The organism is Flavobacterium fryxellicola (assembly GCF_900143245.1).
In the GTDB taxonomy this organism is placed as follows: domain Bacteria; phylum Bacteroidota; class Bacteroidia; order Flavobacteriales; family Flavobacteriaceae; genus Flavobacterium; species Flavobacterium fryxellicola.
The window spans coordinates 114,977-139,252 of sequence record NZ_FRDK01000005.1; the positions used below are offsets into that span (position 1 = coordinate 114,977).

At 35.1% G+C, this 24,276-nt stretch carries 37 protein-coding genes; 2 read left to right on the forward strand and 35 right to left on the reverse strand.

What is annotated here, in order from left to right; translation table 11 throughout:
• Positions 1-168: 168 nt before the first annotated feature.
• Positions 169-1,677: a sodium:solute symporter gene (locus BUA03_RS09440; RefSeq protein ID WP_066081241.1), complete on the forward strand. Its 1,509-nt coding sequence runs from the start codon at positions 169-171 to the stop codon at positions 1,675-1,677.
• Between the two features lie 371 nt (positions 1,678-2,048).
• Here the strand turns inward: BUA03_RS09440 and BUA03_RS09445 are convergent, their stop codons facing one another.
• Entirely contained in the window at positions 2,049-2,414 is a 366-nt protein-coding gene (locus BUA03_RS09445) for a CoA-binding protein (RefSeq protein WP_066081244.1), read from the reverse strand.
• 146 nt (positions 2,415-2,560) lie between these two features.
• Between BUA03_RS09445 and BUA03_RS09450 the strand changes: the two genes are divergently transcribed.
• Positions 2,561-3,190 (forward strand): MarC family NAAT transporter, encoded by a 630-nt coding sequence (locus BUA03_RS09450; RefSeq protein ID WP_066080979.1) that lies wholly within the window; start codon positions 2,561-2,563, stop codon positions 3,188-3,190.
• A gap of 46 nt (positions 3,191-3,236) precedes the next feature.
• Here the strand turns inward: BUA03_RS09450 and ctlX are convergent, their stop codons facing one another.
• The 34 genes from ctlX to rpsJ all read right to left on the reverse strand — a co-directional run bounded on the left by ctlX (position 3,237) and on the right by rpsJ (position 24,267).
• A complete protein-coding gene (gene ctlX / locus BUA03_RS09455) occupies positions 3,237-4,172 on the reverse strand; it encodes a citrulline utilization hydrolase CtlX (RefSeq protein ID WP_066081247.1) in 936 nt (311 codons plus the stop codon).
• 69 nt (positions 4,173-4,241) lie between these two features.
• Entirely contained in the window at positions 4,242-5,156 is a 915-nt protein-coding gene (locus BUA03_RS09460; RefSeq protein WP_066080981.1) for a dimethylarginine dimethylaminohydrolase family protein, read from the reverse strand.
• A gap of 65 nt (positions 5,157-5,221) precedes the next feature.
• Complete coding sequence (locus BUA03_RS09465; RefSeq protein ID WP_066080984.1) at positions 5,222-6,505, reverse strand: citrate synthase; 1,284 nt, start codon at positions 6,503-6,505, stop codon at positions 5,222-5,224.
• Positions 6,506-6,660: 155 nt separating this feature from the next.
• The gene (gene eno, locus BUA03_RS09470) at positions 6,661-7,953 is read right to left on the reverse strand and encodes a phosphopyruvate hydratase (protein WP_066080987.1); all 1,293 of its coding nucleotides are present in this window, start codon (positions 7,951-7,953) and stop codon (positions 6,661-6,663) included.
• Positions 7,954-8,619: 666 nt separating this feature from the next.
• The gene (gene carA / locus BUA03_RS09475) at positions 8,620-9,720 is read right to left on the reverse strand and encodes a glutamine-hydrolyzing carbamoyl-phosphate synthase small subunit (RefSeq protein ID WP_066080990.1); all 1,101 of its coding nucleotides are present in this window, start codon (positions 9,718-9,720) and stop codon (positions 8,620-8,622) included.
• 413 nt (positions 9,721-10,133) lie between these two features.
• A complete protein-coding gene (rplQ, locus tag BUA03_RS09480; RefSeq protein WP_066080993.1) occupies positions 10,134-10,649 on the reverse strand; it encodes a 50S ribosomal protein L17 in 516 nt (171 codons plus the stop codon).
• Positions 10,650-10,685: 36 nt separating this feature from the next.
• Positions 10,686-11,678 (reverse strand): DNA-directed RNA polymerase subunit alpha, encoded by a 993-nt coding sequence (locus BUA03_RS09485; RefSeq protein ID WP_066080995.1) that lies wholly within the window; start codon positions 11,676-11,678, stop codon positions 10,686-10,688.
• Positions 11,679-11,699: 21 nt separating this feature from the next.
• Complete coding sequence (rpsD, locus tag BUA03_RS09490) at positions 11,700-12,305, reverse strand: 30S ribosomal protein S4 (protein ID WP_066080998.1); 606 nt, start codon at positions 12,303-12,305, stop codon at positions 11,700-11,702.
• 90 nt (positions 12,306-12,395) lie between these two features.
• A complete protein-coding gene (gene rpsK, locus BUA03_RS09495) occupies positions 12,396-12,779 on the reverse strand; it encodes a 30S ribosomal protein S11 (protein WP_024981527.1) in 384 nt (127 codons plus the stop codon).
• A gap of 8 nt (positions 12,780-12,787) precedes the next feature.
• Positions 12,788-13,162, reverse strand: coding sequence for a 30S ribosomal protein S13 (gene rpsM / locus BUA03_RS09500; protein ID WP_066081001.1), 375 nt, complete (start codon positions 13,160-13,162; stop codon positions 12,788-12,790).
• Between the two features lie 2 nt (positions 13,163-13,164).
• Positions 13,165-13,281 (reverse strand): type B 50S ribosomal protein L36, encoded by a 117-nt coding sequence (gene ykgO / locus BUA03_RS09505; RefSeq protein ID WP_007094966.1) that lies wholly within the window; start codon positions 13,279-13,281, stop codon positions 13,165-13,167.
• A gap of 12 nt (positions 13,282-13,293) precedes the next feature.
• Positions 13,294-13,509, reverse strand: coding sequence for a translation initiation factor IF-1 (gene infA / locus BUA03_RS09510; protein WP_007136545.1), 216 nt, complete (start codon positions 13,507-13,509; stop codon positions 13,294-13,296).
• 4 nt (positions 13,510-13,513) lie between these two features.
• Positions 13,514-14,860 carry a preprotein translocase subunit SecY gene (gene secY / locus BUA03_RS09515; RefSeq protein ID WP_066081004.1) on the reverse strand — a complete coding sequence of 449 codons (1,347 nt, stop codon included), beginning with the start codon at positions 14,858-14,860 and terminating at the stop codon, positions 13,514-13,516.
• Positions 14,861-14,873: 13 nt separating this feature from the next.
• Positions 14,874-15,326: a 50S ribosomal protein L15 gene (gene rplO, locus BUA03_RS09520; RefSeq protein ID WP_066081007.1), complete on the reverse strand. Its 453-nt coding sequence runs from the start codon at positions 15,324-15,326 to the stop codon at positions 14,874-14,876.
• An 11-nt stretch (positions 15,327-15,337) separates the two neighbouring features.
• Complete coding sequence (gene rpmD / locus BUA03_RS09525; protein ID WP_027310825.1) at positions 15,338-15,520, reverse strand: 50S ribosomal protein L30; 183 nt, start codon at positions 15,518-15,520, stop codon at positions 15,338-15,340.
• Between the two features lie 12 nt (positions 15,521-15,532).
• Positions 15,533-16,060 (reverse strand): 30S ribosomal protein S5, encoded by a 528-nt coding sequence (rpsE, locus tag BUA03_RS09530; RefSeq protein WP_066081010.1) that lies wholly within the window; start codon positions 16,058-16,060, stop codon positions 15,533-15,535.
• Between the two features lie 6 nt (positions 16,061-16,066).
• Positions 16,067-16,417 (reverse strand): 50S ribosomal protein L18, encoded by a 351-nt coding sequence (gene rplR, locus BUA03_RS09535; protein ID WP_066081012.1) that lies wholly within the window; start codon positions 16,415-16,417, stop codon positions 16,067-16,069.
• 11 nt (positions 16,418-16,428) lie between these two features.
• Entirely contained in the window at positions 16,429-16,971 is a 543-nt protein-coding gene (rplF, locus tag BUA03_RS09540) for a 50S ribosomal protein L6 (protein ID WP_066081015.1), read from the reverse strand.
• Between the two features lie 17 nt (positions 16,972-16,988).
• Entirely contained in the window at positions 16,989-17,387 is a 399-nt protein-coding gene (gene rpsH, locus BUA03_RS09545; protein ID WP_066081018.1) for a 30S ribosomal protein S8, read from the reverse strand.
• A 123-nt stretch (positions 17,388-17,510) separates the two neighbouring features.
• Positions 17,511-17,780, reverse strand: coding sequence for a 30S ribosomal protein S14 (gene rpsN / locus BUA03_RS09550; protein ID WP_007136553.1), 270 nt, complete (start codon positions 17,778-17,780; stop codon positions 17,511-17,513).
• A 3-nt stretch (positions 17,781-17,783) separates the two neighbouring features.
• Positions 17,784-18,335: a 50S ribosomal protein L5 gene (gene rplE, locus BUA03_RS09555; RefSeq protein ID WP_066081021.1), complete on the reverse strand. Its 552-nt coding sequence runs from the start codon at positions 18,333-18,335 to the stop codon at positions 17,784-17,786.
• Positions 18,336-18,337: 2 nt separating this feature from the next.
• Positions 18,338-18,652: a 50S ribosomal protein L24 gene (gene rplX, locus BUA03_RS09560; protein ID WP_066081024.1), complete on the reverse strand. Its 315-nt coding sequence runs from the start codon at positions 18,650-18,652 to the stop codon at positions 18,338-18,340.
• 11 nt (positions 18,653-18,663) lie between these two features.
• A complete protein-coding gene (gene rplN, locus BUA03_RS09565) occupies positions 18,664-19,032 on the reverse strand; it encodes a 50S ribosomal protein L14 (protein ID WP_026717863.1) in 369 nt (122 codons plus the stop codon).
• A 2-nt stretch (positions 19,033-19,034) separates the two neighbouring features.
• Positions 19,035-19,295 carry a 30S ribosomal protein S17 gene (gene rpsQ / locus BUA03_RS09570; RefSeq protein WP_066081027.1) on the reverse strand — a complete coding sequence of 87 codons (261 nt, stop codon included), beginning with the start codon at positions 19,293-19,295 and terminating at the stop codon, positions 19,035-19,037.
• Between the two features lie 17 nt (positions 19,296-19,312).
• The gene (gene rpmC, locus BUA03_RS09575) at positions 19,313-19,504 is read right to left on the reverse strand and encodes a 50S ribosomal protein L29 (RefSeq protein WP_066081030.1); all 192 of its coding nucleotides are present in this window, start codon (positions 19,502-19,504) and stop codon (positions 19,313-19,315) included.
• Between the two features lie 13 nt (positions 19,505-19,517).
• The gene (gene rplP / locus BUA03_RS09580; protein WP_007803637.1) at positions 19,518-19,943 is read right to left on the reverse strand and encodes a 50S ribosomal protein L16; all 426 of its coding nucleotides are present in this window, start codon (positions 19,941-19,943) and stop codon (positions 19,518-19,520) included.
• A gap of 19 nt (positions 19,944-19,962) precedes the next feature.
• Entirely contained in the window at positions 19,963-20,721 is a 759-nt protein-coding gene (gene rpsC, locus BUA03_RS09585; RefSeq protein ID WP_066081035.1) for a 30S ribosomal protein S3, read from the reverse strand.
• Positions 20,722-20,727: 6 nt separating this feature from the next.
• Positions 20,728-21,138, reverse strand: coding sequence for a 50S ribosomal protein L22 (rplV, locus tag BUA03_RS09590; protein ID WP_066081038.1), 411 nt, complete (start codon positions 21,136-21,138; stop codon positions 20,728-20,730).
• A 6-nt stretch (positions 21,139-21,144) separates the two neighbouring features.
• Positions 21,145-21,423 carry a 30S ribosomal protein S19 gene (gene rpsS, locus BUA03_RS09595; RefSeq protein ID WP_007136562.1) on the reverse strand — a complete coding sequence of 93 codons (279 nt, stop codon included), beginning with the start codon at positions 21,421-21,423 and terminating at the stop codon, positions 21,145-21,147.
• A gap of 6 nt (positions 21,424-21,429) precedes the next feature.
• The gene (rplB, locus tag BUA03_RS09600) at positions 21,430-22,254 is read right to left on the reverse strand and encodes a 50S ribosomal protein L2 (protein ID WP_035668122.1); all 825 of its coding nucleotides are present in this window, start codon (positions 22,252-22,254) and stop codon (positions 21,430-21,432) included.
• A gap of 9 nt (positions 22,255-22,263) precedes the next feature.
• Positions 22,264-22,554 (reverse strand): 50S ribosomal protein L23, encoded by a 291-nt coding sequence (gene rplW / locus BUA03_RS09605; RefSeq protein WP_066081040.1) that lies wholly within the window; start codon positions 22,552-22,554, stop codon positions 22,264-22,266.
• Between the two features lie 6 nt (positions 22,555-22,560).
• On the reverse strand, positions 22,561-23,190 hold the full coding sequence (rplD, locus tag BUA03_RS09610) for a 50S ribosomal protein L4 (RefSeq protein WP_035668126.1): 630 nt from the start codon (positions 23,188-23,190) through the stop codon (positions 22,561-22,563).
• Positions 23,190-23,807, reverse strand: a complete 618-nt coding sequence (gene rplC, locus BUA03_RS09615) for a 50S ribosomal protein L3 (RefSeq protein WP_066081043.1) — start codon at positions 23,805-23,807, stop codon at positions 23,190-23,192. The genes rplD and rplC overlap by 1 nt, the downstream gene beginning before the upstream one ends.
• Positions 23,808-23,961: 154 nt before the next feature.
• Positions 23,962-24,267 carry a 30S ribosomal protein S10 gene (rpsJ, locus tag BUA03_RS09620; protein ID WP_011963470.1) on the reverse strand — a complete coding sequence of 102 codons (306 nt, stop codon included), beginning with the start codon at positions 24,265-24,267 and terminating at the stop codon, positions 23,962-23,964.
• Between the last annotated feature and the right edge of the window lie 9 nt (positions 24,268-24,276).

The window sequence follows — 24,276 nt, forward strand, 5'->3', positions numbered from 1 at the left end:
AATACTTTTTATCGTCTCAGCGCAGAATCTCATTAGTATTTTCTTCAACAAAGTGGCGTCCTTCCTCTGGAGAGCGTTAAGATGAAGACGTACCGGTTTTCAAATAAACAAATTCCCGATTCAACGATTAACCAAAAAATCGTATTTTGGTCACTTCAAACTCAGCAAATGGCACCAAGCACTATCCTACTCCTTATTATCGTTTATTTTGGCATTTTATTTTTGATTTCACACTTTGTCAGCAAAAAAGACAGCGGAAATGATGCTTTTTTTAAAGCCAACAAGAATTCAAAATGGTATTTAGTAGCTTTTGGAATGATTGGAACGGCACTTTCTGGAGTCACATTCATTTCGGTTCCCGGGGAAGTAGGATCGCCAAATGGGGAGCAATTCAAGTATTTTCAATTTGTTTTAGGAAATGCAATTGGTTTTGTCATTATTGCCAAAATACTCTTGCCGCTATATTACCGCTTGAATCTAACTTCGATTTACAGCTATATCGAACAGCGATTGGGCATATATTCCTATAAAACTGCCGCCACCATTTTCTTGATTAGCAGAACCATCGGCTCATCGTTTCGACTGTATCTTGTGGTGATTGTTCTACAGCGCTATGTTTTTGACTTTTACGGAATCCCATTTGCCGTTACCGTTTTGATTTCGCTAGCTTTAATATTTGCTTATACCTACCGCGGCGGATTGAAAACCATTATCATCACGGACACATTACAAACTTTCTTCTTGGTCACTTCCGTTTTTTTGACCATTTACTTCATCTGCAAAAGTTTAAACTTTGGTATTTTTGACGCTTTTGAAGCAGTAAAAAACAGCAATTATTCGAAAGTCTTTTTCTTAGACGATTTTGTATCGAATAAGTTTCATTTTGTCAAACAAATTCTGGGAGGGATTTTTGTCACTATTGCTATGGTTGGCTTAGATCAGGATTTAATGCAAAAGAACCTGAGCTGCAAGAACATTGGCGAAGCCCAAAAAAACATGTTTACCTTTACTGGAATATTTGTACTAATCAACATTTTCTTTTTAAGTGTGGGCGCCCTGCTTTACATTTATGCGAATAAAAATGGAATTGCAGTCCCTACCGACCTAATAACTGGAAAACCCAGAACCGATTTACTTTTTCCAGAAATTGCTTTTCATCATTTGACGCTAATTCCATCCGTCATTTTTTTATTGGGATTGACCGCCGCTACCTTTGCGACCACAGACTCCGCATTAACGGCTTTGACGACCTCGTTTTGCGTCGATTTTTTGGGTATGGATAAAGCGGAGAACCGAAACAAACCCAACGTAGTGCGCAATAGACATTATGTCCATATTGCCTTTTCATTTTTAATGTTTCTGGTGATTGTATTTTTTAACACAATCAATGACAGCTCTGTGGTTGGAATGATTTTTAGGGTAGCATCGTATACGTATGGCCCACTATTAGGACTGTATTGCTTTGGATTGTTTGCCAAATCAAAAACGGTTAAAGATAAATTTGTACCATGGATCTGTCTATTGGCTCCAGCGCTAACCTACTTTATAAGCGAAAATTCAAAGACCTTATTTTTTGGATACGTATTTGACAATGAACTCATCATCCTAAATGGACTTATAACTTTTATTGGATTGCTATTGATAAGCAAACCTATCGCAGCGGAAAGACGTTTTTAAAATACTGCATGAAGATTCCCAAAGCAACACTAAATTCTATGATACACCTTTTTAATTTATAATCTTGAGAAGAAAATCCCTTGACTCTTTTTGACTATTCAATCTTGTTCTTTTTAAATTCCAAATATTGACCTTGAGATTTTTACTATTGAAATGCAGTACTGATGCAAAACAAACCGTTTACATCCTAACAATTCAGGTTAATTCCGATGTTCCTAGCCCTGATAAAAATGGAAATCCTTTTGATTAAAAAACAGTACTTTTTTCTCATAAAAAAAGAGCGACCAACGGAAGCTCCTTTTTATATGTAGAAAAAGACTGTTTTTAATCAAAAGATTGAAATGAATAGCAGGAAATAGCTTCAGAAAAAACTAATACTGATTTGTGGCTAATAAAACCAATGTACAAGCCACGTCTACTTTAATATCGTTCAATTTTAGCAACTGATAGAATTCTGGATTTTCTGTGCCGGGATTAAAAATAACCCGTTTCGGTTTTGCCTCTACGATATAATTATAATAATCACGCTGACGCGTTGGATTTAAATATAAGGTAACGGTATCGATATTTTTTAATGGAATGGCTTTAGTCTGGATTTTAACCCCCGCAACTTCACCAGCATTTTGACCTAGCGCAAGTACGGAATGCCCTTTATCTACTAACATTGATATGGCTTTGAACGCATATCTATCTGGTTTCGTTGTTGCTCCAAGAACCAAGGTTTTTTTACTCTTTATCATTTTCTTTAATTGTATTTAGCAAAAGTAATCAAAAAGGTTTGTTCGTTTAACAATTTTACGGTTTAGTTCTCAAAGCAATAAAAAACAGTAGCTTAACTTTAAAAAGCAAAAAAAGAGTATTTTTGCAGTCTTAAAAACAAAATATGGATTTATTTATTTATCTGTTTGTCGCTCTTTTTTCAGTTTTAAACCCTATTGGTACGGTTCCCATCTTTGTGGGCCTTACGCAAAATGACACCAAAAAAGAACGTTCTAGAATTTCTTTATGGACGGCGATAAATGTATTTATTATCCTAATTGTCTCTTTTTTTATAGGCCAATATGTTTTGATTTTCTTTGGTATCAGTATCGATGCCTTGCGAATAGCTGGAGGAATCATTATTGTAAACTCTGGATTTTCGTTGCTTTCGGGAGAATTTAATAAAAAGAGGGGAATCAATAAAAAAGCAGAATCCGATGCTCAAAAAAGAAATGACATTGCCTTAACACCGCTTGCCATTCCTATGCTTGCTGGACCGGGTTCCATATCATTACTTATTGCATTTTATCAGGAACACAATTCAACGATGGAGATTTTAATTTCTTCAATCGCTATTCTTGCTATTGCAGTGACCATATTTTTAATACTTAAAAGCGCGCATTATTTAGCAAAAATACTGGGAGTATCCGGCATTGTTGCCATATCGAGAATCGTAGGATTCATTGTAATTGCGATAGGAATACAATATATCGTAAGTGCCATTATCAATATTATAAAAGGGAATCTATCCTAAGGTAAAGCCATAAAAAAACCGGATAATAATTTTATCCGGTTTTTCTTTATTTCCTAGGCAGGAAAATCTCTGCCATCATACATCTGGCGCTTCCGCCACCGCACGCTTCAATTGTATCTAAGCTCGAACTCAAAATTTCAGCATGTTTTTCTAATTGTTCGATCTGCTTTGGCGTTAACGCTTGATGCGCTGCAGCACTCATTACTAAATATCTTTTCTCATTACTTCCACGAACTTCAAGCATATTCCCTGCAAAATTGTTCATTTGGGCTTCAGTAATTACAATAATTTCTTTGCCATTTTCCTTAAGATTATCAAGAACCATTTTGCGTTCTTTTTTATCATCGATACAATCCGAACAAATTACAGCAAAAGTTTCGCCTAAGCACATCATTACATTAGTGTGATAAATTAATTTTCGTTCTCCATCGACGGTTTGAAAAGCTTCAAAAATTACGGGAGCATAATCAAAATCTTCGCAAAATTCGATAAACAATTCTTCATCTGCTCTTGGTGACAAAGCGCAATAAGCTTTACTATTTGCTCTGTCTAAAAGTAAACTTCCTGTTCCCTCTAAGAAAAAACCATCTTCCTCTGCCGATGTGTAGTCTACAATGTTAGAGATAACAAAACCTTTGTCCTCCAGCATATCTAGAATTTCTTCCCGACGTTCTTCCCGACGATTTTCGGCAAACATTGGATATAATGCCACATCACCATTCTCGTGAAATGAAATCCAATTGTTTGGAAAAATGCTGTCTGGCGTATCTGGACTCAAGGTATCATCCACAACGGTTACATCAACACCAACTGCTCTTAATTTCTCGACAAAAACATCGAATTCTTGTTGCGCCTTGGCATTTACGGTTGCTGGCAACAAACCGTCCAGTACTTTTTGGTAATAATTATTAACTGCGGTTTGTTCGTTCATTCGAAACGCAACGGGGCGAATCATAACTATGGAATTTGTGGTTTGTTTCATGATTTTTATTTTATTTTTTGTTGCAACGCATTGCATTGCGTCTCTCCTACTATGCGCCTCTATCTAAAATTAATCCCTTTTTAAAGGTAAAGTCGTACATCGCAATAACCCTTCCTGTTTTGCGATTTCTGCGTACGGAATCTCTTCTACCACAAAACCGTTTGCACGCAACCAATTGTTAAGTCGCGTAAAATTTCTTTCAGAAACTACTACATTGGTATCGATAGAAAAAACATTCGAATTCATGTTGTACATTTCGTCTCTAGTGATATGAAATAGATTGTCTTTTCCAAAAAGATGAACTAAAAACAAATAGTCTGCTTCCTCGCGGAAACCATTTTTGTAAATAATCCCTTTGTCATTCCCTACGGGTTGAAAACAACAATCTAAATGCAAGGCATTATCGCGGGCATCAATTTTGGATTTAACCAAATCAAATTCTTTGACAATTTTATTAGGAAATAATTCTTTAATGTATTGAACTCCGTGCACGTTTGTTCGTGCAGTAATGTACTCTTTATAATCACTTCCTTTATAAGTACCAATAAAAATATACTCATTCCACAACATAACATCACCTCCTTCGATGTGAACTTCCTCGGGTGGACGAACAACTTTTTTAGGATTAATTTGATCGATGACGTATTGAATCGCATCTAATTCTCGTTCGCGATCCGGTAAAATATTAGATTTTACAAAAACATCATCAATAACAAAACCAATATCTCTGGTAAATATTTGATTGTAATTTTCGATCTGCTCTGGACGAAAAACCGTTACATCATATTTTTTCAACACCGTATTAAATGCCTCCATTTCATTTATCATATCCAGCTCCTTTGGGTAGGTTCCCGCTAAGATATGCTCTAATGATTTTGGATCGTAGGCCTCTTCAGCCTTTGGAGTAGGTCCATTATCAACGGCCGAACCAAGCACTACTGCCCTCAGTCTCGAAGTTTCATTATTTACCTTTAATTCTAACATATCTTTTTAGCTTTTGGCAAATATAAAAAAAGCTTCACAAATTCGTGAAGCTTTTTAAACTGATTTTATCTTTTATCTGTTGGAACAAAATCCCTCAAAGGATGTCCCGTATAAATTTGTCTTGGTCTTCCTATTGGCTCTTTATTTTCACGCATTTCTTTCCATTGTGCGATCCAACCTGGTAAACGACCTATGGCAAACATCACCGTAAACATATCTGTAGGAATTCCTAATGCTCTGTAGATGATCCCAGAATAGAAATCAACATTTGGATATAAATTTCTGGATTTAAAATATTCGTCTTCCAGAGCAGCTTCTTCTAGTTTTTTAGCTATGGCAAGGATTGGATCCTCAACTCCCAATGTGGCTAAAACCTCATTGGCAGCTTTCTTGATAATTTTTGCTCTTGGATCGAAATTTTTATAAACTCTATGACCAAAACCCATTAAACGGAAGGGATCATTTTTATCTTTGGCTTTAGCCATGTATTTATCAGCATCACCACCATTCCTATGAATTTCCTCTAACATTTCCAGCACCGCTTGATTTGCTCCACCATGCAATGGTCCCCAAAGTGCAGAAACTCCTGCCGATATTGAAGCAAACAATCCTGCGTGAGAGGATCCTACCATTCTAACAGTAGAGGTAGAACAGTTCTGTTCGTGATCACCGTGAAGTATGAATAATTTATCCAATGCATCGATAACTATAGGATTTGCAGCGTACGGCTCAGTAGGCAATTCGAACATTAATCGCATAAAATTTTCAACATATCCTTTGGTATTATCATAATAATTCAAAGGATAACCCATGCTTTTTCTGTAGGTCCAAGTTGCTATTACCATGAATTTACCCATAGTTTTACAAACGGCCTCATACATTTCTTTTTCATTATCAACATTAACCGATTTCGGGTTAAATGCAGTCAATGCACTCGTCAAAGCTGCTAAAACGCCCATTGGATGCGCTGTTTTAGGAAAGCCATCAATGATGCTCTTCATCTCTTCATTGACCAACGTGTATTTCCTGATATCAGTTTCAAATTGCGCTAACTGCTTCATGTTTGGCAATTCTCCAAAAATCAAAAGGTAAGACACTTCTAGAAAATCAGCTTTTGCTGCTAAATCTTCTATTGAATAGCCTCTATAACGAAGAATTCCTAATTCTCCATCAAGAAAAGTGATATCACTTTTGCAGGAACCTGAATTTTTATAGCCCGGATCAAGCGTAATAATACCGGTTAAATCACGTAATTTGTTAATATCGATGGCAACTTCGTTTTCACTCCCTACGACTACAGGAAGCTCAATTTTCTTTCCATCAATTTCTAATGTTGCTATTTTTGACATAATATATTGAAAATAAACTTTTAAAATAATAATTTATCAAATCTAGGGAATTAAACACTAATTAAAAAGAGAATTCCACAACGAAATTGTTAAATATTACCAAAAAAAGCCACTCACAGTACGTGAATGGCTTTAAATAAAAATATCGTAGGAATTTATTTTATTTTGAATGCATTTTTACCAGGAAAATAAGCAGTATCGCCCAATTCTTCTTCAATCCTAAGCAACTGATTGTATTTAGCCATACGATCCGATCGTGAAGCAGAACCTGTTTTAATTTGACCACAATTTAAAGCTACTGCTAAATCTGCAATCGTATTGTCTTCTGTTTCTCCCGAACGATGTGACATTACGGATGTATACCCTGCATTTTTAGCCATATTTACAGCCGCAATAGTTTCAGTCAAAGTCCCTATTTGATTTACCTTAATAAGAATAGAATTAGCAATTCCTTTTTCTATACCTGTTGACAAACGCGTTACGTTGGTAACGAATAAATCATCTCCAACTAATTGCACTTTATCTCCAATTTTATCGGTTAATAACTTCCATCCCTCCCAGTCATTTTCATCCATACCGTCTTCGATAGAAATAATTGGATATTTAGAGGCTAGTTCCGCTAAATAATCCACTTGCTCCGCAGAAGATCTAATCTTACCTGTTTCACCTTCAAATTTAGAATAATCATACTTACCATCTACGTAAAACTCTGCTGCAGCACAATCCAAAGCGATCATGATTTCATCACCAAAACTATACCCTGCGTTTTCAACTGCTTTTTTGATGGTGTCCAAAGCATCTTCAGTACCTCCAGGAAGATTTGGTGCAAAACCACCTTCGTCACCTACAGCAGTAGAAAGTCCTCTATCATGTAATACTTTTTTCAAACTATGAAAAATTTCTGTCCCCATTTGCATTGCGTGGGAGAAAGAAGTTGCTTTTACAGGAAAAATCATAAATTCTTGAAAGGCGATCGGCGCATCAGAATGTGATCCTCCGTTGATAATATTCATCATCGGCACTGGTAATGTGTTTGCAGAAACACCACCTACATATCTATACAGTGGCAAACCCAATTCATTTGCAGCAGCTTTGGCTACAGCCAAGGAAACTCCTAAAATTGCATTTGCACCCAAGTTTGATTTATTAGGGGTACCATCCAAATCAATCATCATTTGATCAATCAGATTTTGTTCAAAAATTGAAACTCCTAAAAGCTCATCAGAAATAAGGGTATTCACATTTTTCACTGCATTCAAAACTCCTTTTCCAAGGTAAGCCTTTCCTCCATCGCGCAACTCCATTGCTTCATGCTCTCCAGTTGATGCTCCAGAGGGTACTGCAGCTCTTCCTAAAACACCATTATCTGTAATTACATCTACTTCTATTGTAGGATTTCCTCTAGAATCGAAAATTTGTCTTGCGTGAATTTTGATAATTATACTCATATACTGAATTTTTAAATTTTAAAACACAAATATATTCTATCTTTTTGATTCATTTAATGAAAACAATGAATCTTATTAACGAAAACGTTGTAATTACTTGTAGAAAATAGATACCTCCAGTTTTGCATAAAAAAGAAGATGAAAAATTTCATAATTTTCCTTTACCGCAATCTAAAACTATAAAATATAATTAAAACTCAAAAACTGAAAGTTCGAAAAAGAATTTAGTGCTGCACATACCTTACTAAATTGATGAAAATTAATTACTAATAGTGATCATTTTAAACTTCCGTACAATTCCTTTTCGGCTTCCAAAAAAAAGGTTTTAGTGATTTAACTCTAATCCATGATTAGAAACTACAACTCTTACTTAAATGAGAAGAAGAGACCATCTAAATGCCATTCCATCAAAAAAATAAAAGAAATACAACAATTTGCCGCGGAAAACGAACCAAATTTTAAATACAAAAAGAATAATAAGCGATAGCAATCAATCTGTAAAATCGGCATTAAAACGTAAATCATAACACATAATTTCAGTAATAAAAGACGTGCATAGTAATTCAATACCAATTTAAAAGTAAAAAGGGATTGACTTTTTGACAAAAGACAATCCCTAAGTATTTTAATATGAAGCATTTAATACTGTATGGCAACTAAAAAAAGTTACCCTTTAATATTCTCAATAAATTGATCAAATAAATAAGAGGAATCATGAGGACCTGGACTGGCTTCTGGGTGGTACTGAACAGAAAAACAATTTTTGTTTTTCATACGCATTCCCGCTACAGTTCCATCATTAAGATGTACATGTGTGATTTCTAACTCCAGATGACTCTCTAATTCTTCTTTATTTACAGAAAAACCATGGTTTTGAGAAGTAATTTCGCCTTTTCCTGTAATGATATTTTTTACAGGATGGTTTATACCTCTATGTCCATTAAACATTTTGTATGTCGAAACTCCATTAGCCAAACCAATTACTTGATGACCAAGACAGATCCCAAATAAAGGTTTATTATTTTCAATAATTACTTTGGCTACTTCAATCGCACTTGAAAGTGGCTCTGGATCTCCAGGACCATTAGATAAGAAATAACCATCCGGATTGAAGGACTCCATATCCTGATAGGATGAATTAAAAGGAAAAACTTTTATATAGCAATCTCTTTCAGCAAGATTCCGAAGAATATTCATTTTGATTCCTAAATCAAGAGCCGAAATTTTGTAGGTCGCATTTTCATCACCGTAAAAATAAGCTTCCTTTGTAGATACCTTAGAAGCCAACTCTAACCCATTCATGTCAGGAACTTTTGCTAATGCCTCCTTTAACTCTTCAACAGTAGAACCATCCGTACAAATGACTGCATTCATAGCTCCATTTTCACGAATATAACTCACCAAAGCTCTTGTATCAACATCAGAAATGCAAATAAGATTTTGTTCTATAAAGTAATTTTCTAAACTTCCTGATGCGTCTTCGCGTGAATAATTAAAGCTGAAATTTTTACAAACTAAACCTGAGATTTTAATACTGCTAGATTCAATTTCCTTTTCATTTACACCATAATTTCCGATGTGGGCATTGGTCGCCACCATTATTTGACCAAAATAAGAGGGATCTGTAAATATCTCTTGGTAACCAGTCATTCCGGTATTAAAACAAACCTCTCCAAAAGTAGTTCCACTGATTCCAATGGATTTACCGTGAAAAATAGTTCCGTCACTTAGTAAGAGTATCGCGCTTTGTCGTGTTGTATATTTCATTCGTTGATTTCTATTATTTTTTTAATAGTTTCATGGAACTAGAAAAACTGGTTTCATGCGTAGTTAGATATTTTGCAAACTTAATTCTTTAAAGCAATGGTTGCAATGTTTTTAAAATTATTATTTTTTAAAAAGTATAAAGCAGCTCGAAATTCGTGTTTTAAGAAATCTCACTTTTAGTATAATATCAGCTGCAATAATAGTAAAAAATACATCGACTCCTAGTTCAGGTCATATCACAATTCAAATTGGAGATAACAAAAAAAGTAACAAAAAAGCCACTTAGAAAAGCGAGTCGGATATTCTATTACAAAAAACTGTTCCTGAATCATTTCCTTTAAAAAAATATCAAAAAAAAAGGATAAACTATTATTAGCTTATCCTTGATTTTTATAGAGTGATTATTTTCATAATTACTCAGCAGTATCAGTAGTTGGTTCAGTTTTTTTTGATCCTTCGCTTGCGCTTGAATCTGCAACTGAAGCTTCCGTAGCTTCATCAGCTTTTTTGGCTTTACCACCACGACGCCTTTTTGCTTTTTTAACTTCTTTTTTACCACCGTTGTAAAGTTCATTAAAATCTACTAGTTCGATCATTGCCATATCAGCATTATCTCCTAAACGATTTCCAACTTTAATGATACGAGTGTATCCACCGGGACGGTCTCCTACTTTAGCAGCTACGTCTCTGAACAGGTCAGTTACGGCATATTTGCTACGCAAGTAAGCAAAAACGATACGACGATTGTGAGTCGTATCTTGTTTTGATTTTGTTATTAAAGGCTCAACAAATTGTTTAAGCGCTTTTGCTTTAGCAACAGTAGTGTTAATACGTTTGTGCTCAATAAGAGAACAAGCCATATTAGCTAACATAGATTTTCTATGTGCAGTCTGTCTGCTTAAGTGATTGAATTTTTTTCCGTGTCTCATTGCTTTATGAAATTTAATCCGCCTAAGCGGATTAGATTATTCTTTATCTAGTTTGTATTTTGCTAAATCCATACCGAAGTTCAAATTTTTAACTGCAACAAGCTCATCAAGTTCAGTTAAAGATTTTTTACCAAAATTACGGAATTTCATTAGGTCATTTTTATTGAACGATACTAAATCACCAAGTGTATCAACTTCAGCCGCTTTCAAGCAATTTAATGCTCTAACAGAAAGATCCATATCAACAAGCTTAGTTTTAAGCAATTGTCTCATGTGTAATGACTCTTCATCATACGATTCTGTTTGTGCAATTTCGTCAGCCTCAAGTGTAATTCTTTCGTCAGAAAACAACATGAAATGGTGAATTAAAACTTTTGCAGCCTCAGTAAGAGCATCTTTAGGATTGATTGATCCATCAGTTTTAATTTCAAAAACTAATTTTTCATAATCTGTTTTTTGCTCAACACGAAAGTTTTCAATCGCATATTTTACATTTTTTACCGGAGTAAAAATTGAATCAGTAAAAATAGTTCCAATTGCAGCATTCTGTTTTTTGTTTTCTTCAGCAGGGACATATCCTCTACCTTTTTCAATCGTTAAATCGAAATTAAGTTTGATTTTACTATCTAAATTACAGATAACTAGTTCTGGATTCAAAACTTGGAAACCTGAAATAAATTTTTGAAAATCACCAGCTGTTAATTGATCTTTACCTGAAACAGAAATAGTAACTGCTTCATTATCTATATCTTCAATTTGACGTTTAAAACGTACTTGTTTTAGATTAAGAATAATTTCGGTAACGTCTTCAACAACTCCTGAAATAGTAGAAAACTCATGATCTACACCTTCAATGCGAACAGATGTAATTGCATAACCTTCTAATGCTGAAAGCAAAACTCTTCTAAGTGCATTACCAACGGTCAATCCGTAACCAGGTTCTAAAGGTCTAAATTCAAACTTACCTTCAAAATCGGTGGAATCGATCATGATAACTTTATCGGGCTTCTGAAAATTAAATATTGCCATAAATTTCGACTAAGTCAATTATTATTTGTTGTACAACTCTACGATTAATTGTTCTTTAATGTTTTCTGGGATCTGAAGTCTAGCTGGTACAGAAACGAAAGTACCTTCTTTAACGTCATTATTCCAAGTAATCCATTCATAAACATGACTTGAATTAGATAAAGAACGTTCGATAGCATCTAAAGATTTAGATTTTTCACGAACAGCAACTTTGTCACCAGGTTTAAGGTGGTAAGAAGCAATATTTACTACATCACCGTTTACGGTAACATGTCTGTGAGAAACTAATTGTCTAGCGCCTCTTCTAGAAGGAGCGATACCCATTCTAAAAACAACGTTATCTAATCTTGCTTCACACAATTGTAAAAGAACCTCACCAGTAACACCTTTAGTAGCCGATGCTTTTTTGAATAAACCTCTGAATTGTTTTTCTAAAATTCCATAAGAATATTTAGCCTTTTGCTTTTCCATTAACTGGATTGCATATTCAGATTTTTTACCTCTTTTTTTAGCCATCCCGTGTTGTCCAGGTGGATAATTTCTTTTCTCGAAAGATTTATCATCTCCGAAGATTGCTTCGCCAAATTTACGAGCAATTCTAGTTTTTGGACCAGTATATCTTGCCATTTCTAAAAATTAAATTAAGGTAGAGATTATGAATTCAGGTCATATCCTTCGATAATCGTATATTCTACCTAGTTATACTTAAATATATAATTAAACTCTACGTCTCTTTGGAGGACGACATCCGTTGTGAGGCATTGGAGTAACATCGATAATCTCAGTCACTTCAATTCCACCGTTATGTAAAGAACGGATAGCAGACTCACGTCCGTTTCCTGGTCCTTTTACATACACTTTCACTTTTTTAAGTCCAGCTTCAAGAGCTACTTTACTACAATCTTCTGCTGCCATTTGGGCTGCGTATGGAGTATTCTTTTTAGAACCTCTAAAACCCATTTTTCCAGCTGAAGACCAAGAAATAACTTCACCTTTTTTGTTTGTCAAAGAAATGATGATATTGTTAAAAGTAGCAGAAATATGAGCTTCTCCCGTTGATTCAACGATAACTTTACGTTTTTTTGCAGTTGCTTTAGCCATATTACTTATTATTTAGTTGCTTTTTTCTTGTTAGCAACAGTTTTTCTTTTACCTTTTCTTGTTCTAGAGTTATTTTTAGTTCTTTGTCCTCTTAATGGAAGACCAGATCTATGACGGATACCTCTATAACATCCAATATCCATTAAACGCTTGATGTTTAAAGAAACTTCAGAACGCAATTCTCCTTCAATTTTGAAAGTCGATACTGCTTCACGAATTGCTCCGATCTCATCATCATTCCAGTCTTGAACTTTTTTATCTTGGCTAACTTGAGCTTTTTCTAAAATCTCAACAGCTCTACTTTTTCCTAATCCAAAGATATAGGTAAGTGCTATAACACCTCTCTTATTTTTTGGGATATCTACCCCTGCTATTCTTGCCATAATTATCCTTGTCTTTGTTTAAATCTAGGATTCTTTTTGTTTATTACGTACAATCTCCCTTTTCTTCGCACAATTTTGCACTCGGGACTTCTCTTTTTTATTGAAGCTCTAACTTTCATTTTGAATATCCTTTAATATCTATAAGTAATTCTTGCTTTTGACAAATCGTAAGGGCTCATTTCTAGTTTCACTTTATCACCAGGTAATAATTTGATGTAATGCATGCGCATTTTTCCAGATATATGTGCGATTACAATATGTCCATTTTCTAACTCTACACGGAACATAGCATTTGATAATGCCTCAATGATTGATCCGTCTTGTTCTATTGCTGATTGTTTTGCCATAAAATTAAGCTACTGCTTTTCTATTTTTACCACTTTTCATTAAACCATCATAATGTTTATTCAACAAATATGAATTGATTTGCTGCATTGTATCTATGGCAACACCAACCATAATTATTAATGAAGTACCTCCAAAAAACATTGCCCAAGACTGCTGAACATCCATAACACTAACAATTATTGCCGGGAACACAGCAATTAAAGCCAGAAATAATGATCCTGGGAACGTTATTAAAGACATCACTTTATCAAGATAATCAGATGTTTCCACTCCAGGTCTAATACCAGGAATAAAACCTCCGCTTCTCTTTAAATCATCAGACATCTTATTAGTAGGAACTGTGATCGCGGTGTAAAAAAATGTAAATACAATTATTAATGTTGCAAATACTAAATTATACCAAAACCCAAACATATTACTAAAAGCACCAACGATTGATTGTGACGCATCTGATTTAGACAAACCAGCTAAAGCTGCTGGTATAAACATGATCGCTTGTGCAAATATAATTGGCATAACTCCTGAAGCATTAAGCTTTAATGGAATCCATTGTCTATTTCCATTCAGCATATCTTGTTCGAAATCACCTGAAGTTGTACGACGAGCATATTGCACTGGAATTCTCCGAACCGCCATTACTAATAGTACACAACAAATAATAACCAATAACCAGATGATAATTTCAATAACCAGCAACATTGGACCACCATTGTTATTGGTAACCCTAGTTGTAAACTCTTGGATGAATGCTTGTGGCAATCTAGCCAATATCCCAACCATAATCAACAAAGATATACCATTTCCAATTCCTTTATCAGTAATCTTTTCTCCTAACCACATGGCAAAAATTGTACCTGTAACTAAAATAACAACTGATGAAAACAAGAATTCAAATGAATTGAATCCCAATAAAAATGCATTACTAGGTAATGTTCTATATAAATTATAGATATAAGTTGGACCTTGAACTAAAGTAATTCCAATTGTCAACCAACGAGTAATTTGATTGATCTTCTTTCTACCACTTTCTCCATCACTTTGAAGTTTTTGTAAATAAGGAATCGCAATTCCCATCAACTGAACCACAATGGAAGCAGAAATGTAAGGCATAATTCCTAAAGCAAAAACAGAAGCTTGAGAAAATGCACCTCCGGTAAACATGTCAAGAATTGAACCAATTCCTTCTTTGGTTTGCCCAGCTAAATTACCTAACTGTGTAGCATCAATGCCTGGTAGGGTAACTTGAGCCCCGAAACGATAAACTAAAAGTAGTCCTAAGGTGATTAGAATTCTATTTTTCAGTTCTTCTATTTTCCAAACATTACTTATTGATTCAATAAATTTCTTCATATTAATAGAAAAATTACATTGTTACAGCTTCTCCACCAGCAGCTTCAATAGCAGCTTTAGCAGTAGCAGTAAATTTGTGAGCGGTTACTTTTAATTTTGCTGTCAATTCACCTCTACCTAAAATCTTAACGATTTCATTTTTAGTAGCTAAACGATTAGCAACATAAACTGTCATATCAACAGTATCTTTAATAACACCATTATCAACTAGTAGTTGAAGTGTATCAAGATTTACACCTTCGTAATCTTTACGATTGATGTTTGTAAAACCAAACTTTGGTACACGTCTTTGAAGTGGCATTTGTCCACCTTCAAAACCAATCTTCTTAGAATAACCAGAACGAGATTTTGCTCCTTTGTGTCCTCTTGCAGAAGTACCACCTTTTCCAGAACCTTCTCCTCTACCTAATCTCTTATTTTGATTGTGTGTAGAACCTTCAGCAGGTTGTAAGTTACTTAAATTCATAACAGTATTTGTTATTTAGCTTCTTCAACAGAAACTAAGTGTTTAACTTTATTTATCATCCCAAGGATTGTAGGGTTTGAATCATGCTCTACAACTTGTCCCATTTTACGTAGACCTAAAGCTTCCAATCCTCTCTTTTGAGTAAGAGGACAGTTGATTTTGCTTCTAACTTGTTTTACTAATAATTTAGCCATAATTTCCTAGAATTAACCTTTAAAAACTTTTTCTAAAGAAACGCCTCTTTGTTTTGCAACAGTATAAGCACTTCTCATTTGTAATAAAGCATCAAAAGTTGCCTTAACTACGTTGTGAGGATTCGAAGATCCTTGTGATTTAGATAATACATCATGAATTCCTACTGATTCAAGAACTGAACGAACAGCTCCACCAGCAATAACTCCAGTACCATGAGAGGCAGGAATTAAAAATACACGTGCACCACCAAATTTACCTTTTTGTTCGTGAGGAACTGACTGACCATTCAAAGGAATTTTTACTAAATTTTTCTTAGCATCTTCTACCGCTTTCGCAATTGCTTCAGAAACATCTTTAGACTTTCCTAATCCGTGTCCAACCACTCCGTTTTCATCACCTACAACTACAATAGCAGAAAAACCGAAAGCTCTACCACCCTTTGTAACCTTAGTAACACGATTTACACTTACCAAACGATCTTTTAATTCAAGACCACTTGGTTTTATTAACTCTACATTCTTGTATTTACTATTAGACATACTATATTAGAATTTAAGTCCAGCCGCTCTTGCGCCTTCCGCTAATGATTTAATACGACCATGATACAAATAACCTCCTCTATCGAAAGTTATCACGCTTATCCCAGCTTTTAAAGCTTTCTCAGCAACTAATTTCCCAACTGCTGTAGCAACTTCAATATTCGTACCGTTACCTATTTCTTTTTCTCTTGAAGAAGCCGCCAATAAAGTAACACCGTTTACGTCATCTATAAGTTGAGCGTAAATTTCTTTGTTACTTCTAAACACAGATAGTCTAGGATTAGTAGCAGTACCACTAATCGATTTTCTAATTCTGAATCTAATTCTTTGTCTTCTTTCAGGTTTTGTTAATGACATAATCTTATTTTTTAAGCTGATTTACCTGCTTTTCTTCTTAATACTTCACCTACGAATTTAACACCTTTTCCTTTGTACGGTTCAGGCTTACGGAAACCTCTGATTTTCGCAGCTACCTGACCTAAAAGTTGTTTGTCAAATGATGTTAATTTAACGATAGGGTTCTTACCTTTTTCAGAGATTGTTTCCAAAGTTACTTCGGGAGCAATTTCTAAAACTATATTGTGAGAGTAACCAAGCGCTAAATCTAATTTCTGTCCTTGGTTTGAAGCTCTGTAACCCACTCCAACCAATTCTAATGACTTAGTAAAACCATCTGTAACTCCAATAATCATGTTATTGATTAAAGATCTGTACAAACCATGCTTTGCTCTTTGGTCTTTGTGATCAGACGATCTTTCTACTTGAACTTGACCGTCTTCAACTGTAACAGTAACGTCCGAAAACTCCTGAGTTAGTTGACCATTTTTTCCTTTTACTGTAATAATACCATTTGCAACTTCAACAGTTACACCAGCAGGGATTACAACCGGATTTTTACCTATTCTTGACATCTTATATAGTCTTTAAATTAGTATACGTAACAAATTACTTCACCACCTACATTCAATTGTTTTGCTTTTTTTCCAGTCATCAACCCTTTAGAGGTAGACACAATAGCAATACCTAATCCGTTAAGGATTCTAGGAATGGTAGAAGAACTTGAATATTTACGTAAACCTGGTTTACTAATTCTTTGGATATCTTTAATTACGGACTCTTTGGTATCTTTATCATACTTCAAAGCAATTTTGATTGAACCCTGAACAGCGTTGTCTTCAAATTTGTAACTCAAGATATAACCCTGATCAAATAAGATCTTTGTTATTTCTTTTTTTAGATTAGATGCAGGAATCTCAACAACTTTGTGGTTTGCGGCCACTGCGTTACGAACTCTTGTCAAATAATCGGCAATAGGATCTGTATACATATGTATCAATTTGCGGTTTTGGTTTTCGTTAAACTATTTAACGAACCTGAAACCAATTTATAAATATTTATGATACAGACGAAACCTAAGTTAAGTCTGTACCAGGACGCAATAAATTACGTCTTACCAAGATGCTTTTTTAACACCAGGTATCAATCCGTTGTTTGCCATTTCACGAAATGTAACACGTGAAAGACCGAATTGACGCATATACCCTCTTGGTCTACCTGTTAATTTACAACGATTGTGCAAACGAACTGGCGAAGCATTTTTTGGTAACTTTTGCAAACCTACGAAATCTCCAGCTTCTAACAAAGCTTTTCTTTTCTCAGCATACTTAGCTACTGTTTTTTCTCTCTTAACCTCGCGGGCTTTCATTGATTCTTTAGCCATGTCTTAATTCTTTTTAAAAGGTAATCCTAATTCTGTCAATAGAGATTTTGCTTCTTTATCTGTTTTTGCAGTAGTTACAAAAGAGATGTCCATTCCTGATATTTTATTTACTTTGTCAATATCAATTTCTGGGAAAATGATTTGCTCTAAAACACCAAGGTTGTAATTTCCTCTTCCGTCAAAACCAGTAGCTTTAATACCACTGAAATCTCTTACACGTGGCAAAGATGATGTGATAAGTCTATCTAAAAACTCATACATTCTTTCTCCACGTAAAGTAACTTTTGCTCCAATAGGCATCCCTTTTCTCAATTTAAAAGACGCAACGTCTTTCTTTGAGATAGTAGATATTGCTTTCTGTCCAGTGATCTTTGTTAACTCATCAACTGCATAGTCAATTAATTTTTTATCAGATACAGCTGCACCAACTCCTTTACTTAAAACGATTTTCTCCAATTTAGGAACTTGCATTACGTTTACGTATCCGAATTCCTCTTTAAGAGCAGCAATTACTCTGCTCTTATATTCTTCTTTTAGTCTAGGTATATACTCCATTACTATAGTACTTGATTAGATTTTTTTGAAAATCTTACTTTCTTATCTCCTTCTACTCTAATACCAACTCTAGTTGCTTCCTTAGTTTTAGGATCAATTAAAGAGATGTTAGATATTTGTATAGAAGCTTCTTTCTTTACGATACCACCTTGAGGGCTTTTTGCACTAGGTTTCGTGTGTTTTGAAACCATGTTAACACCTTCAACAATCGCTTTATTTTTCTCTTTGTACACGCGCAACACTTTACCTTCAGCACCTTTATGGTCTCCAGCAATTACTCTTACGATGTCACCTGATTTTATTTTTAGCTTTATCATCTTAAAACGAATTAAAGCACTTCTGGTGCTAATGATACAATTTTCATGAATTGTTTTTCACGAAGTTCTCTTGCTACGGGTCCAAAAACACGAGTTCCTCTCATTTCACCTGCAGCATTCAAAAGAACACATGCATTGTCATCGAAACGGATATAAGAACCATCGGCTCTTCTCACTTCTTTTTTGGTACGTACAACAACTGCAGTTGAAACGGCTCCTTTTTTAACGCTTCCGTTAGGGGCTGTATCTTTGATAGAAACTACAATCTTGTCACCAACAGAGGCATACCTTCTTTTGGTACCTCCCAAAACACGGATAGTTAAAACTTCCTTTGCTCCAGTGTTATCTGCTACTTTTAGTCTTGATTCTTGTTGTACCATAATTATTTAGCTCTTTCTAAGATTTCAACTAACCTCCAACATTTAGTTTTACTTAAAGGACGCGTTTCGCTAATCCTTACCGTATCTCCAATGTTACAGTCGTTCATTTCGTCGTGTGCGTGATACTTTTTAGTCTTCAACACGAACTTACCGTATAATGGGTGTTTTACTTTACGTACTTCAGCAACAACAATAGATTTATCCATTTTGTCCGAAGTAACAACACCAACTCTTTCTTTTCTTAAATTTCTTTTTTCTTCCATCTTTCAGCAGACTACAGTTATTGTAACTCTCTTTTAGTAAGTTCTGTAGCTAATCTAGCAACCACTCTTCTTACACTTCTAATTTGAAGTGGGTTCTCAATTGGTGAAATAGCGTGAGCCATTTTTAGATCAGCATATGTTTTCTTAGTCTGGCTAAGCTTTTCTTGCAACTCTGCTGCAGAAAGATCTTTTATTTCTGATTGTTTCATAATATAATATAGATTATGCTTCGAAATCTCTAGCAACAACGAATTTAGTTTTTACTGGAAGCTTTTGAGCCGCAAGACGTAACGCCTCTTTTGCAACTGACAAAGGTACTCCTCCAACTTCAAACATAATTCTTCCGGGTTTAACAACAGCAGCCCAATATTCAACGGCTCCTTTACCTTTACCCATACGTACCTCAAGAGGCTTCTTAGTAATTGGTTTGTCTGGAAATATTTTGATCCATAATTGTCCTTCTCTTTTCATAAAACGAGTTGCAGCAATACGCGCAGCCTCGATTTGACGTGAGGTTAAGAACATTCCATCTTCATGTACAGATTTAATACCAAACATTCCATTAGAAAGTTCATGCCCTCTTTGAGAGTTTCCTTTCATTTTACCTTTTTGTACCTTACGGTATTTTGTTCTTTTAGGCTGTAACATTTTTCTTTAGTTTAAAAATTTACTTTCGTTTACGAGCGTCTGGTTTTCCACCTTTATTAAAAGGTTTTCTGTCTCCTCTAGGAGAATCACCACCTTTACCACCAGCACCAGATTGTTTTTTGTCCATTCCAGCAAGTGGAGAAAGATCTCTCTTTCCATAAACTTCACCTTTCATGATCCATACTTTGATTCCCATTCTACCATAAGTAGTATGAGCCTCTGCCAAAGCATAATCAATATCAGCTCTGAAAGTTGATAGAGGAATTCTACCTTCTTTGAAACCCTCTGAACGAGCCATCTCAGCACCATTCAAACGACCAGAAATCAAAACTTTGATACCTTCTGCATTCATACGCATAGAGGCAGCAATAGCCATTTTGATTGCACGTCTATAAGAAATACGGCTTTCGATTTGACGACAGATGCTTGTAGCAACTAGATACGCGTCAAGTTCAGGTCTTTTTATTTCAAAGATGTTGATTTGAACCTCTTTGTCAGTAATTTTCTTAAGTTCTTCTTTTAACTTGTCTACCTCTTGGCCACCTTTTCCGATAATAATACCAGGTCTAGCAGTAGTGATAGTAACGGTTACAAGTTTCAAAGTTCTCTCAATGATTACTTTTGATACACTAGCTTTTGATAAACGAGCATGGATATACTTTCTGATTTTATAATCTTCGGCAAGTTTATCACCATAATCATTTCCACCATACCAGTTTGAGTCCCATCCTCTGATGATACCAAGTCTATTTCCAATTGGATTTGTCTTTTGTCCCATCTTGTATTAAATTGCTTGTGTGTTATTAATAGATCCAAGCACGATTGTTACGTGGTTAGAACGTTTTCTAATTCTGTGTGCACGACCTTGTGGAGCTGGACGAAGTCTTTTCAACATCATTCCACCATCAACTGTAATCGTTTTTACAAATAAACCAGCTTCTTCCATATTAGCTTCAGGGTTTTTTGCTTGCCAGTTGGCAATAACAGATAAAACCAATTTTTCTAATTTTCTTGAAGCCTCTTTAGAACTAAATCTTAAGATGTTCAATGCTCTCTCTACCTTCTGACCTCTTACCAAGTCCGCTACTAAGCGCATTTTTCTAGGTGAAGTAGGGCAGTTATTCAATTTTGCGAAAGCAATAGACTTATTAGCCTCTTTTCTCGCATCTGCTGTTTCTCTTTTACGAACTCCCATTGCTTCTTATTTTTTACCTTTATTTTTTGCTCCAGCATGACCTCTAAAAGATCTAGTTGGTGAAAATTCTCCTAATTTGTGACCTACCATGTTTTCAGTTACATAAACCGGTACAAATTGACGACCGTTGTGAACTGCGATAGTTTGACCAACAAAGTCTGGAGTAATCATAGAAGCTCTAGACCATGTCTTTACCACTCCTTTATTTCCACCTGCAATGTTTTCTTGAACTTTCTTGTCTAACTTATAATGAACAAAAGGTCCTTTTTTTAATGAACGTGCCATATCTTATTATTTCTTTCTACGTTCTACGATATACTTGTTACTCGGGTTTTTCTTAGAACGAGTTCTATAACCTTTTGCTGGTATTCCATTTCTTGAACGTGGATGTCCACCAGAAGAACGTCCTTCACCACCACCCATTGGGTGATCGACAGGGTTCATTGCAACAGGTCTTGTTCTAGGTCTTCTTCCTAACCATCTCGTTCTACCAGCTTTTCCTGATACAACTAATTGATGATCTGAATTAGATACTGCCCCAATTGTAGCCGAACACGTCAACAAGATTAATCTTGTTTCACCAGATGGCATCTTAATTGTTGCATATTTTCCATCTCTTGCCATTAATTGAGCAAATGTTCCAGCAGAACGAGCGATTACCGCTCCTTGCCCTGGTCTCAATTCGATGCAAGAAATTACAGTTCCTAGTGGAACTCTACTTAAAGGTAAGGTATTACCAATTTCAGGTTGGGATTCTGGACCAGAAACTAATTTCTGACCAACTTTCAATCCGTTTTGAGCAATAACATACGTTTTCTCTCCATCAGCATAAGCTAATAAAGCGATAAATGCAGTACGATTTGGATCATATTCGATTGATTTCACTGTAGCTGGAATTCCTTCTTTTGTACGTTTGAAATCAATAATACGATATCTCTGCTTGTGACCACCACCCGTATAACGCATGGTCATCTTTCCTTGACTATTTCTACCACCAGAGTTTTTTATCGGCGCTATCAAAGAGCGTTCCGGCTTATCAGTTGTAATGGCGTCATAACCATTCACAACTCTAAATCGCTGACCTGGGGTAATAGGTTTTAATTTTCTTACTGACATTTTTCTATCTTAGATATTGTTGTAAAAATCAATTGTTTCTCCTTCTTGTACTTGAACAATTGCTTTTTTAATTGCATTAGTCTTTCCACTGATCAAACCACTTTTAGTGTATTTTGTAGTTCTATCCGGTCTTACGTTCATCGTGTTAACACTCAAAATAGTTACTCCGTAAGCAGCTTCAATAGCTTTCTTAATTTGCACTTTGTTTGCTTTTTTGTCAACAACGAATCCGAAGCGGTTTAAAACTTCACTTTCTTTGGTTACTTTTTCCGTTACTATAGGCTTAATTATGATGCTCATATCCTATTATTTACTTAAATTTTCTTCAATTATCTCTAAAGAACTCTCTAAAAGAACTAAATTATTAGCATTTAGAATAGCGTAAGTGCTTAATTCTAAGCTACTTACAACACTAGATCCTTTTAAATTGCGTGAGGACAAATATACATTTTTATTGGTATCACCCAATACAAATAGAGATTTTTTATTTTCTAACTCTAAAGCTTTCAAAACGTTGATGAAATTTTTAGTGTTTGGTGTTTCAAAATTAAAGTCTTCAAGAACGATTATGTTCGACTCTTTTGCTTTAATTGAGAAAGCAGATTTTCTTGCCAAACGCTTCAAGCTTTTATTCAATTTAAATGAATAACTTCTTGGTCTTGGTCCAAAAACTGTTCCACCACCTTTAAACAATGGATTTTTAGCAGATCCTGCACGAGCAGTTCCTGTTCCTTTTTGTTTTTTAATCTTACGCGTACTTCCCGCTACTTCAGCTCTTTCTTTAGCTTTGTGCGTTCCTTGTCTTTGATTAGCAAGATATTGCTTTACATCAAGATATACTGCGTGATTGTTTGGTTCGATACCAAATACTGAATCAGAAAGTTGAACTTTTCTTCCAGTATCTTTTCCGTTGAAATCTAATACTTTTGCTTCCATTACTTCTGAATGATTACATAAGAGTTGTTACATCCAGGAACACATCCTTTAATAACAAGTAGGTTCTTTTCAGCCACCACTTTTAAAACTCTAAGGTTTTGAACTTTTACATTGTCTCCTCCCATTCTTCCAGCCATACGCATTCCTTTGAATACTCTAGATGGATAAGAAGAAGCTCCTACAGAACCTGGCGCTCTTAAACGGTTGTGTTGACCGTGAGTCGCTTGTCCAACACCACCAAAACCGTGACGTTTAACAACCCCTTGAAAACCTTTACCTTTAGATACACCTTGTACATCTACAAACTCTCCTTCAGCAAAAATAGAAACATCAATAAGATCTCCTAATTTTTGTTCAGTTGCAAAATCTTGAAATTCAACGACTTTTTTCTTAGCTACAGTTCCCGCTTTTTTAAAGTGACCTAAAGCCGCTTTTGTGGAATGTTTCTCGTTTTTGTCATCGAAACCAAGTTGCAACGCTTCGTACCCGTCAACACCTTTGGTTCTGACTTGGGTAACAACGCATGGTCCAGCTTCGATTACTGTACAAGGAATGTTCTTCCCGTTCTCGTCGAAAATGCTAGTCATGCCGATTTTTCTACCAATTAACCCAGACATAAATATTAATTATTAATTATTAAATATAAATATAGAACGCAGCTTTTAAGCGAATCCTATTTTTTTAGTGGGTGCAAATGTATAACTTATTTACACACAAACCAAAAAAATATTTTTCGCTTAAAAACAGCGTCCTTTTTTACTCTTAAACTACTTAAACTTTGATTTCAACTTCAACTCCACTTGGCAATTCAAGTTTCATTAGAGCATCAATAGTTTTAGATGAAGATGAATAAATGTCAATCAATCTCTTGTATGACATTACTTCAAATTGTTCTCTGGCTTTTTTGTTAACGTGTGGAGAACGAAGCACAGTGAAAAGTTTTTTGTGAGTTGGCAAAGGAATTGGTCCTGTTACTACTGCACCGGTACTCTTAACCGTTTTTACGATCTTTTCAGCAGACTTGTCTACTAACATGTGATCGTAAGATTTTAGTTTTATTCTGATTTTTTGACTCATTTTCTTAAA

Coding starts and splice junctions, on each gene's coding strand:
- rpsQ (WP_066081027.1), bottom strand. CDS start 19,295: ATGGAAGAAAAAAGAAATTTAAGAAAAGAAAGAGTTGGTGTTGTTACT.
- rpsC (WP_066081035.1), bottom strand. CDS start 20,721: ATGGGACAAAAGACAAATCCAATTGGAAATAGACTTGGTATCATCAGA.
- rpsE (WP_066081010.1), bottom strand. CDS start 16,060: ATGTCTAATAGTAAATACAAGAATGTAGAGTTAATAAAACCAAGTGGT.
- rplD (WP_035668126.1), bottom strand. CDS start 23,190: ATGGAAGCAAAAGTATTAGATTTCAACGGAAAAGATACTGGAAGAAAA.
- rpsJ (WP_011963470.1), bottom strand. CDS start 24,267: ATGAGTCAAAAAATCAGAATAAAACTAAAATCTTACGATCACATGTTA.
- rpsK (WP_024981527.1), bottom strand. CDS start 12,779: ATGGCTAAAGCAACTGCAAAAAAACGTAAAGTTATCGTTGAATCAACG.
- rpmC (WP_066081030.1), bottom strand. CDS start 19,504: ATGAAACAATCAGAAATAAAAGATCTTTCTGCAGCAGAGTTGCAAGAA.
- BUA03_RS09450 (WP_066080979.1), top strand. CDS start 2,561: ATGGATTTATTTATTTATCTGTTTGTCGCTCTTTTTTCAGTTTTAAAC.
- rplN (WP_026717863.1), bottom strand. CDS start 19,032: ATGGTACAACAAGAATCAAGACTAAAAGTAGCAGATAACACTGGAGCA.
- rpmD (WP_027310825.1), bottom strand. CDS start 15,520: ATGGCTAAATTATTAGTAAAACAAGTTAGAAGCAAAATCAACTGTCCT.
- rplW (WP_066081040.1), bottom strand. CDS start 22,554: ATGAGCATCATAATTAAGCCTATAGTAACGGAAAAAGTAACCAAAGAA.
- BUA03_RS09440 (WP_066081241.1), top strand. CDS start 169: ATGGCACCAAGCACTATCCTACTCCTTATTATCGTTTATTTTGGCATT.
- rpsM (WP_066081001.1), bottom strand. CDS start 13,162: ATGGCAAGAATAGCAGGGGTAGATATCCCAAAAAATAAGAGAGGTGTT.
- rpsS (WP_007136562.1), bottom strand. CDS start 21,423: ATGGCACGTTCATTAAAAAAAGGACCTTTTGTTCATTATAAGTTAGAC.
- rplP (WP_007803637.1), bottom strand. CDS start 19,943: ATGTTACAGCCTAAAAGAACAAAATACCGTAAGGTACAAAAAGGTAAA.
- rplO (WP_066081007.1), bottom strand. CDS start 15,326: ATGAATTTAAGTAACTTACAACCTGCTGAAGGTTCTACACACAATCAA.
- rplB (WP_035668122.1), bottom strand. CDS start 22,254: ATGTCAGTAAGAAAATTAAAACCTATTACCCCAGGTCAGCGATTTAGA.
- BUA03_RS09465 (WP_066080984.1), bottom strand. CDS start 6,505: ATGTCAAAAATAGCAACATTAGAAATTGATGGAAAGAAAATTGAGCTT.
- rplF (WP_066081015.1), bottom strand. CDS start 16,971: ATGTCAAGAATAGGTAAAAATCCGGTTGTAATCCCTGCTGGTGTAACT.
- eno (WP_066080987.1), bottom strand. CDS start 7,953: ATGAGTATAATTATCAAAATTCACGCAAGACAAATTTTCGATTCTAGA.
- ctlX (WP_066081247.1), bottom strand. CDS start 4,172: ATGAAACAAACCACAAATTCCATAGTTATGATTCGCCCCGTTGCGTTT.
- rpsH (WP_066081018.1), bottom strand. CDS start 17,387: ATGTATACAGATCCTATTGCCGATTATTTGACAAGAGTTCGTAACGCA.
- rplR (WP_066081012.1), bottom strand. CDS start 16,417: ATGTCATTAACAAAACCTGAAAGAAGACAAAGAATTAGATTCAGAATT.
- BUA03_RS09485 (WP_066080995.1), bottom strand. CDS start 11,678: ATGGCAATATTTAATTTTCAGAAGCCCGATAAAGTTATCATGATCGAT.
- secY (WP_066081004.1), bottom strand. CDS start 14,860: ATGAAGAAATTTATTGAATCAATAAGTAATGTTTGGAAAATAGAAGAA.
- rplE (WP_066081021.1), bottom strand. CDS start 18,335: ATGGAGTATATACCTAGACTAAAAGAAGAATATAAGAGCAGAGTAATT.
- rplX (WP_066081024.1), bottom strand. CDS start 18,652: ATGATAAAGCTAAAAATAAAATCAGGTGACATCGTAAGAGTAATTGCT.
- rplQ (WP_066080993.1), bottom strand. CDS start 10,649: ATGAGACACGGAAAAAAATTCAATCACTTAAGCAGACAGACTGCACAT.
- infA (WP_007136545.1), bottom strand. CDS start 13,509: ATGGCAAAACAATCAGCAATAGAACAAGACGGATCAATCATTGAGGCA.
- rpsD (WP_066080998.1), bottom strand. CDS start 12,305: ATGGCAAGATATACTGGTCCAAAAACTAGAATTGCTCGTAAATTTGGC.
- BUA03_RS09460 (WP_066080981.1), bottom strand. CDS start 5,156: ATGTTAGAATTAAAGGTAAATAATGAAACTTCGAGACTGAGGGCAGTA.
- rpsN (WP_007136553.1), bottom strand. CDS start 17,780: ATGGCTAAAGAATCAATGAAAGCCCGCGAGGTTAAGAGAGAAAAAACA.
- carA (WP_066080990.1), bottom strand. CDS start 9,720: ATGAAATATACAACACGACAAAGCGCGATACTCTTACTAAGTGACGGA.
- rplC (WP_066081043.1), bottom strand. CDS start 23,807: ATGTCTGGGTTAATTGGTAGAAAAATCGGCATGACTAGCATTTTCGAC.
- ykgO (WP_007094966.1), bottom strand. CDS start 13,281: ATGAAAGTTAGAGCTTCAATAAAAAAGAGAAGTCCCGAGTGCAAAATT.
- rplV (WP_066081038.1), bottom strand. CDS start 21,138: ATGGGAGTTCGTAAAAGAGAAACAGCAGATGCGAGAAAAGAGGCTAAT.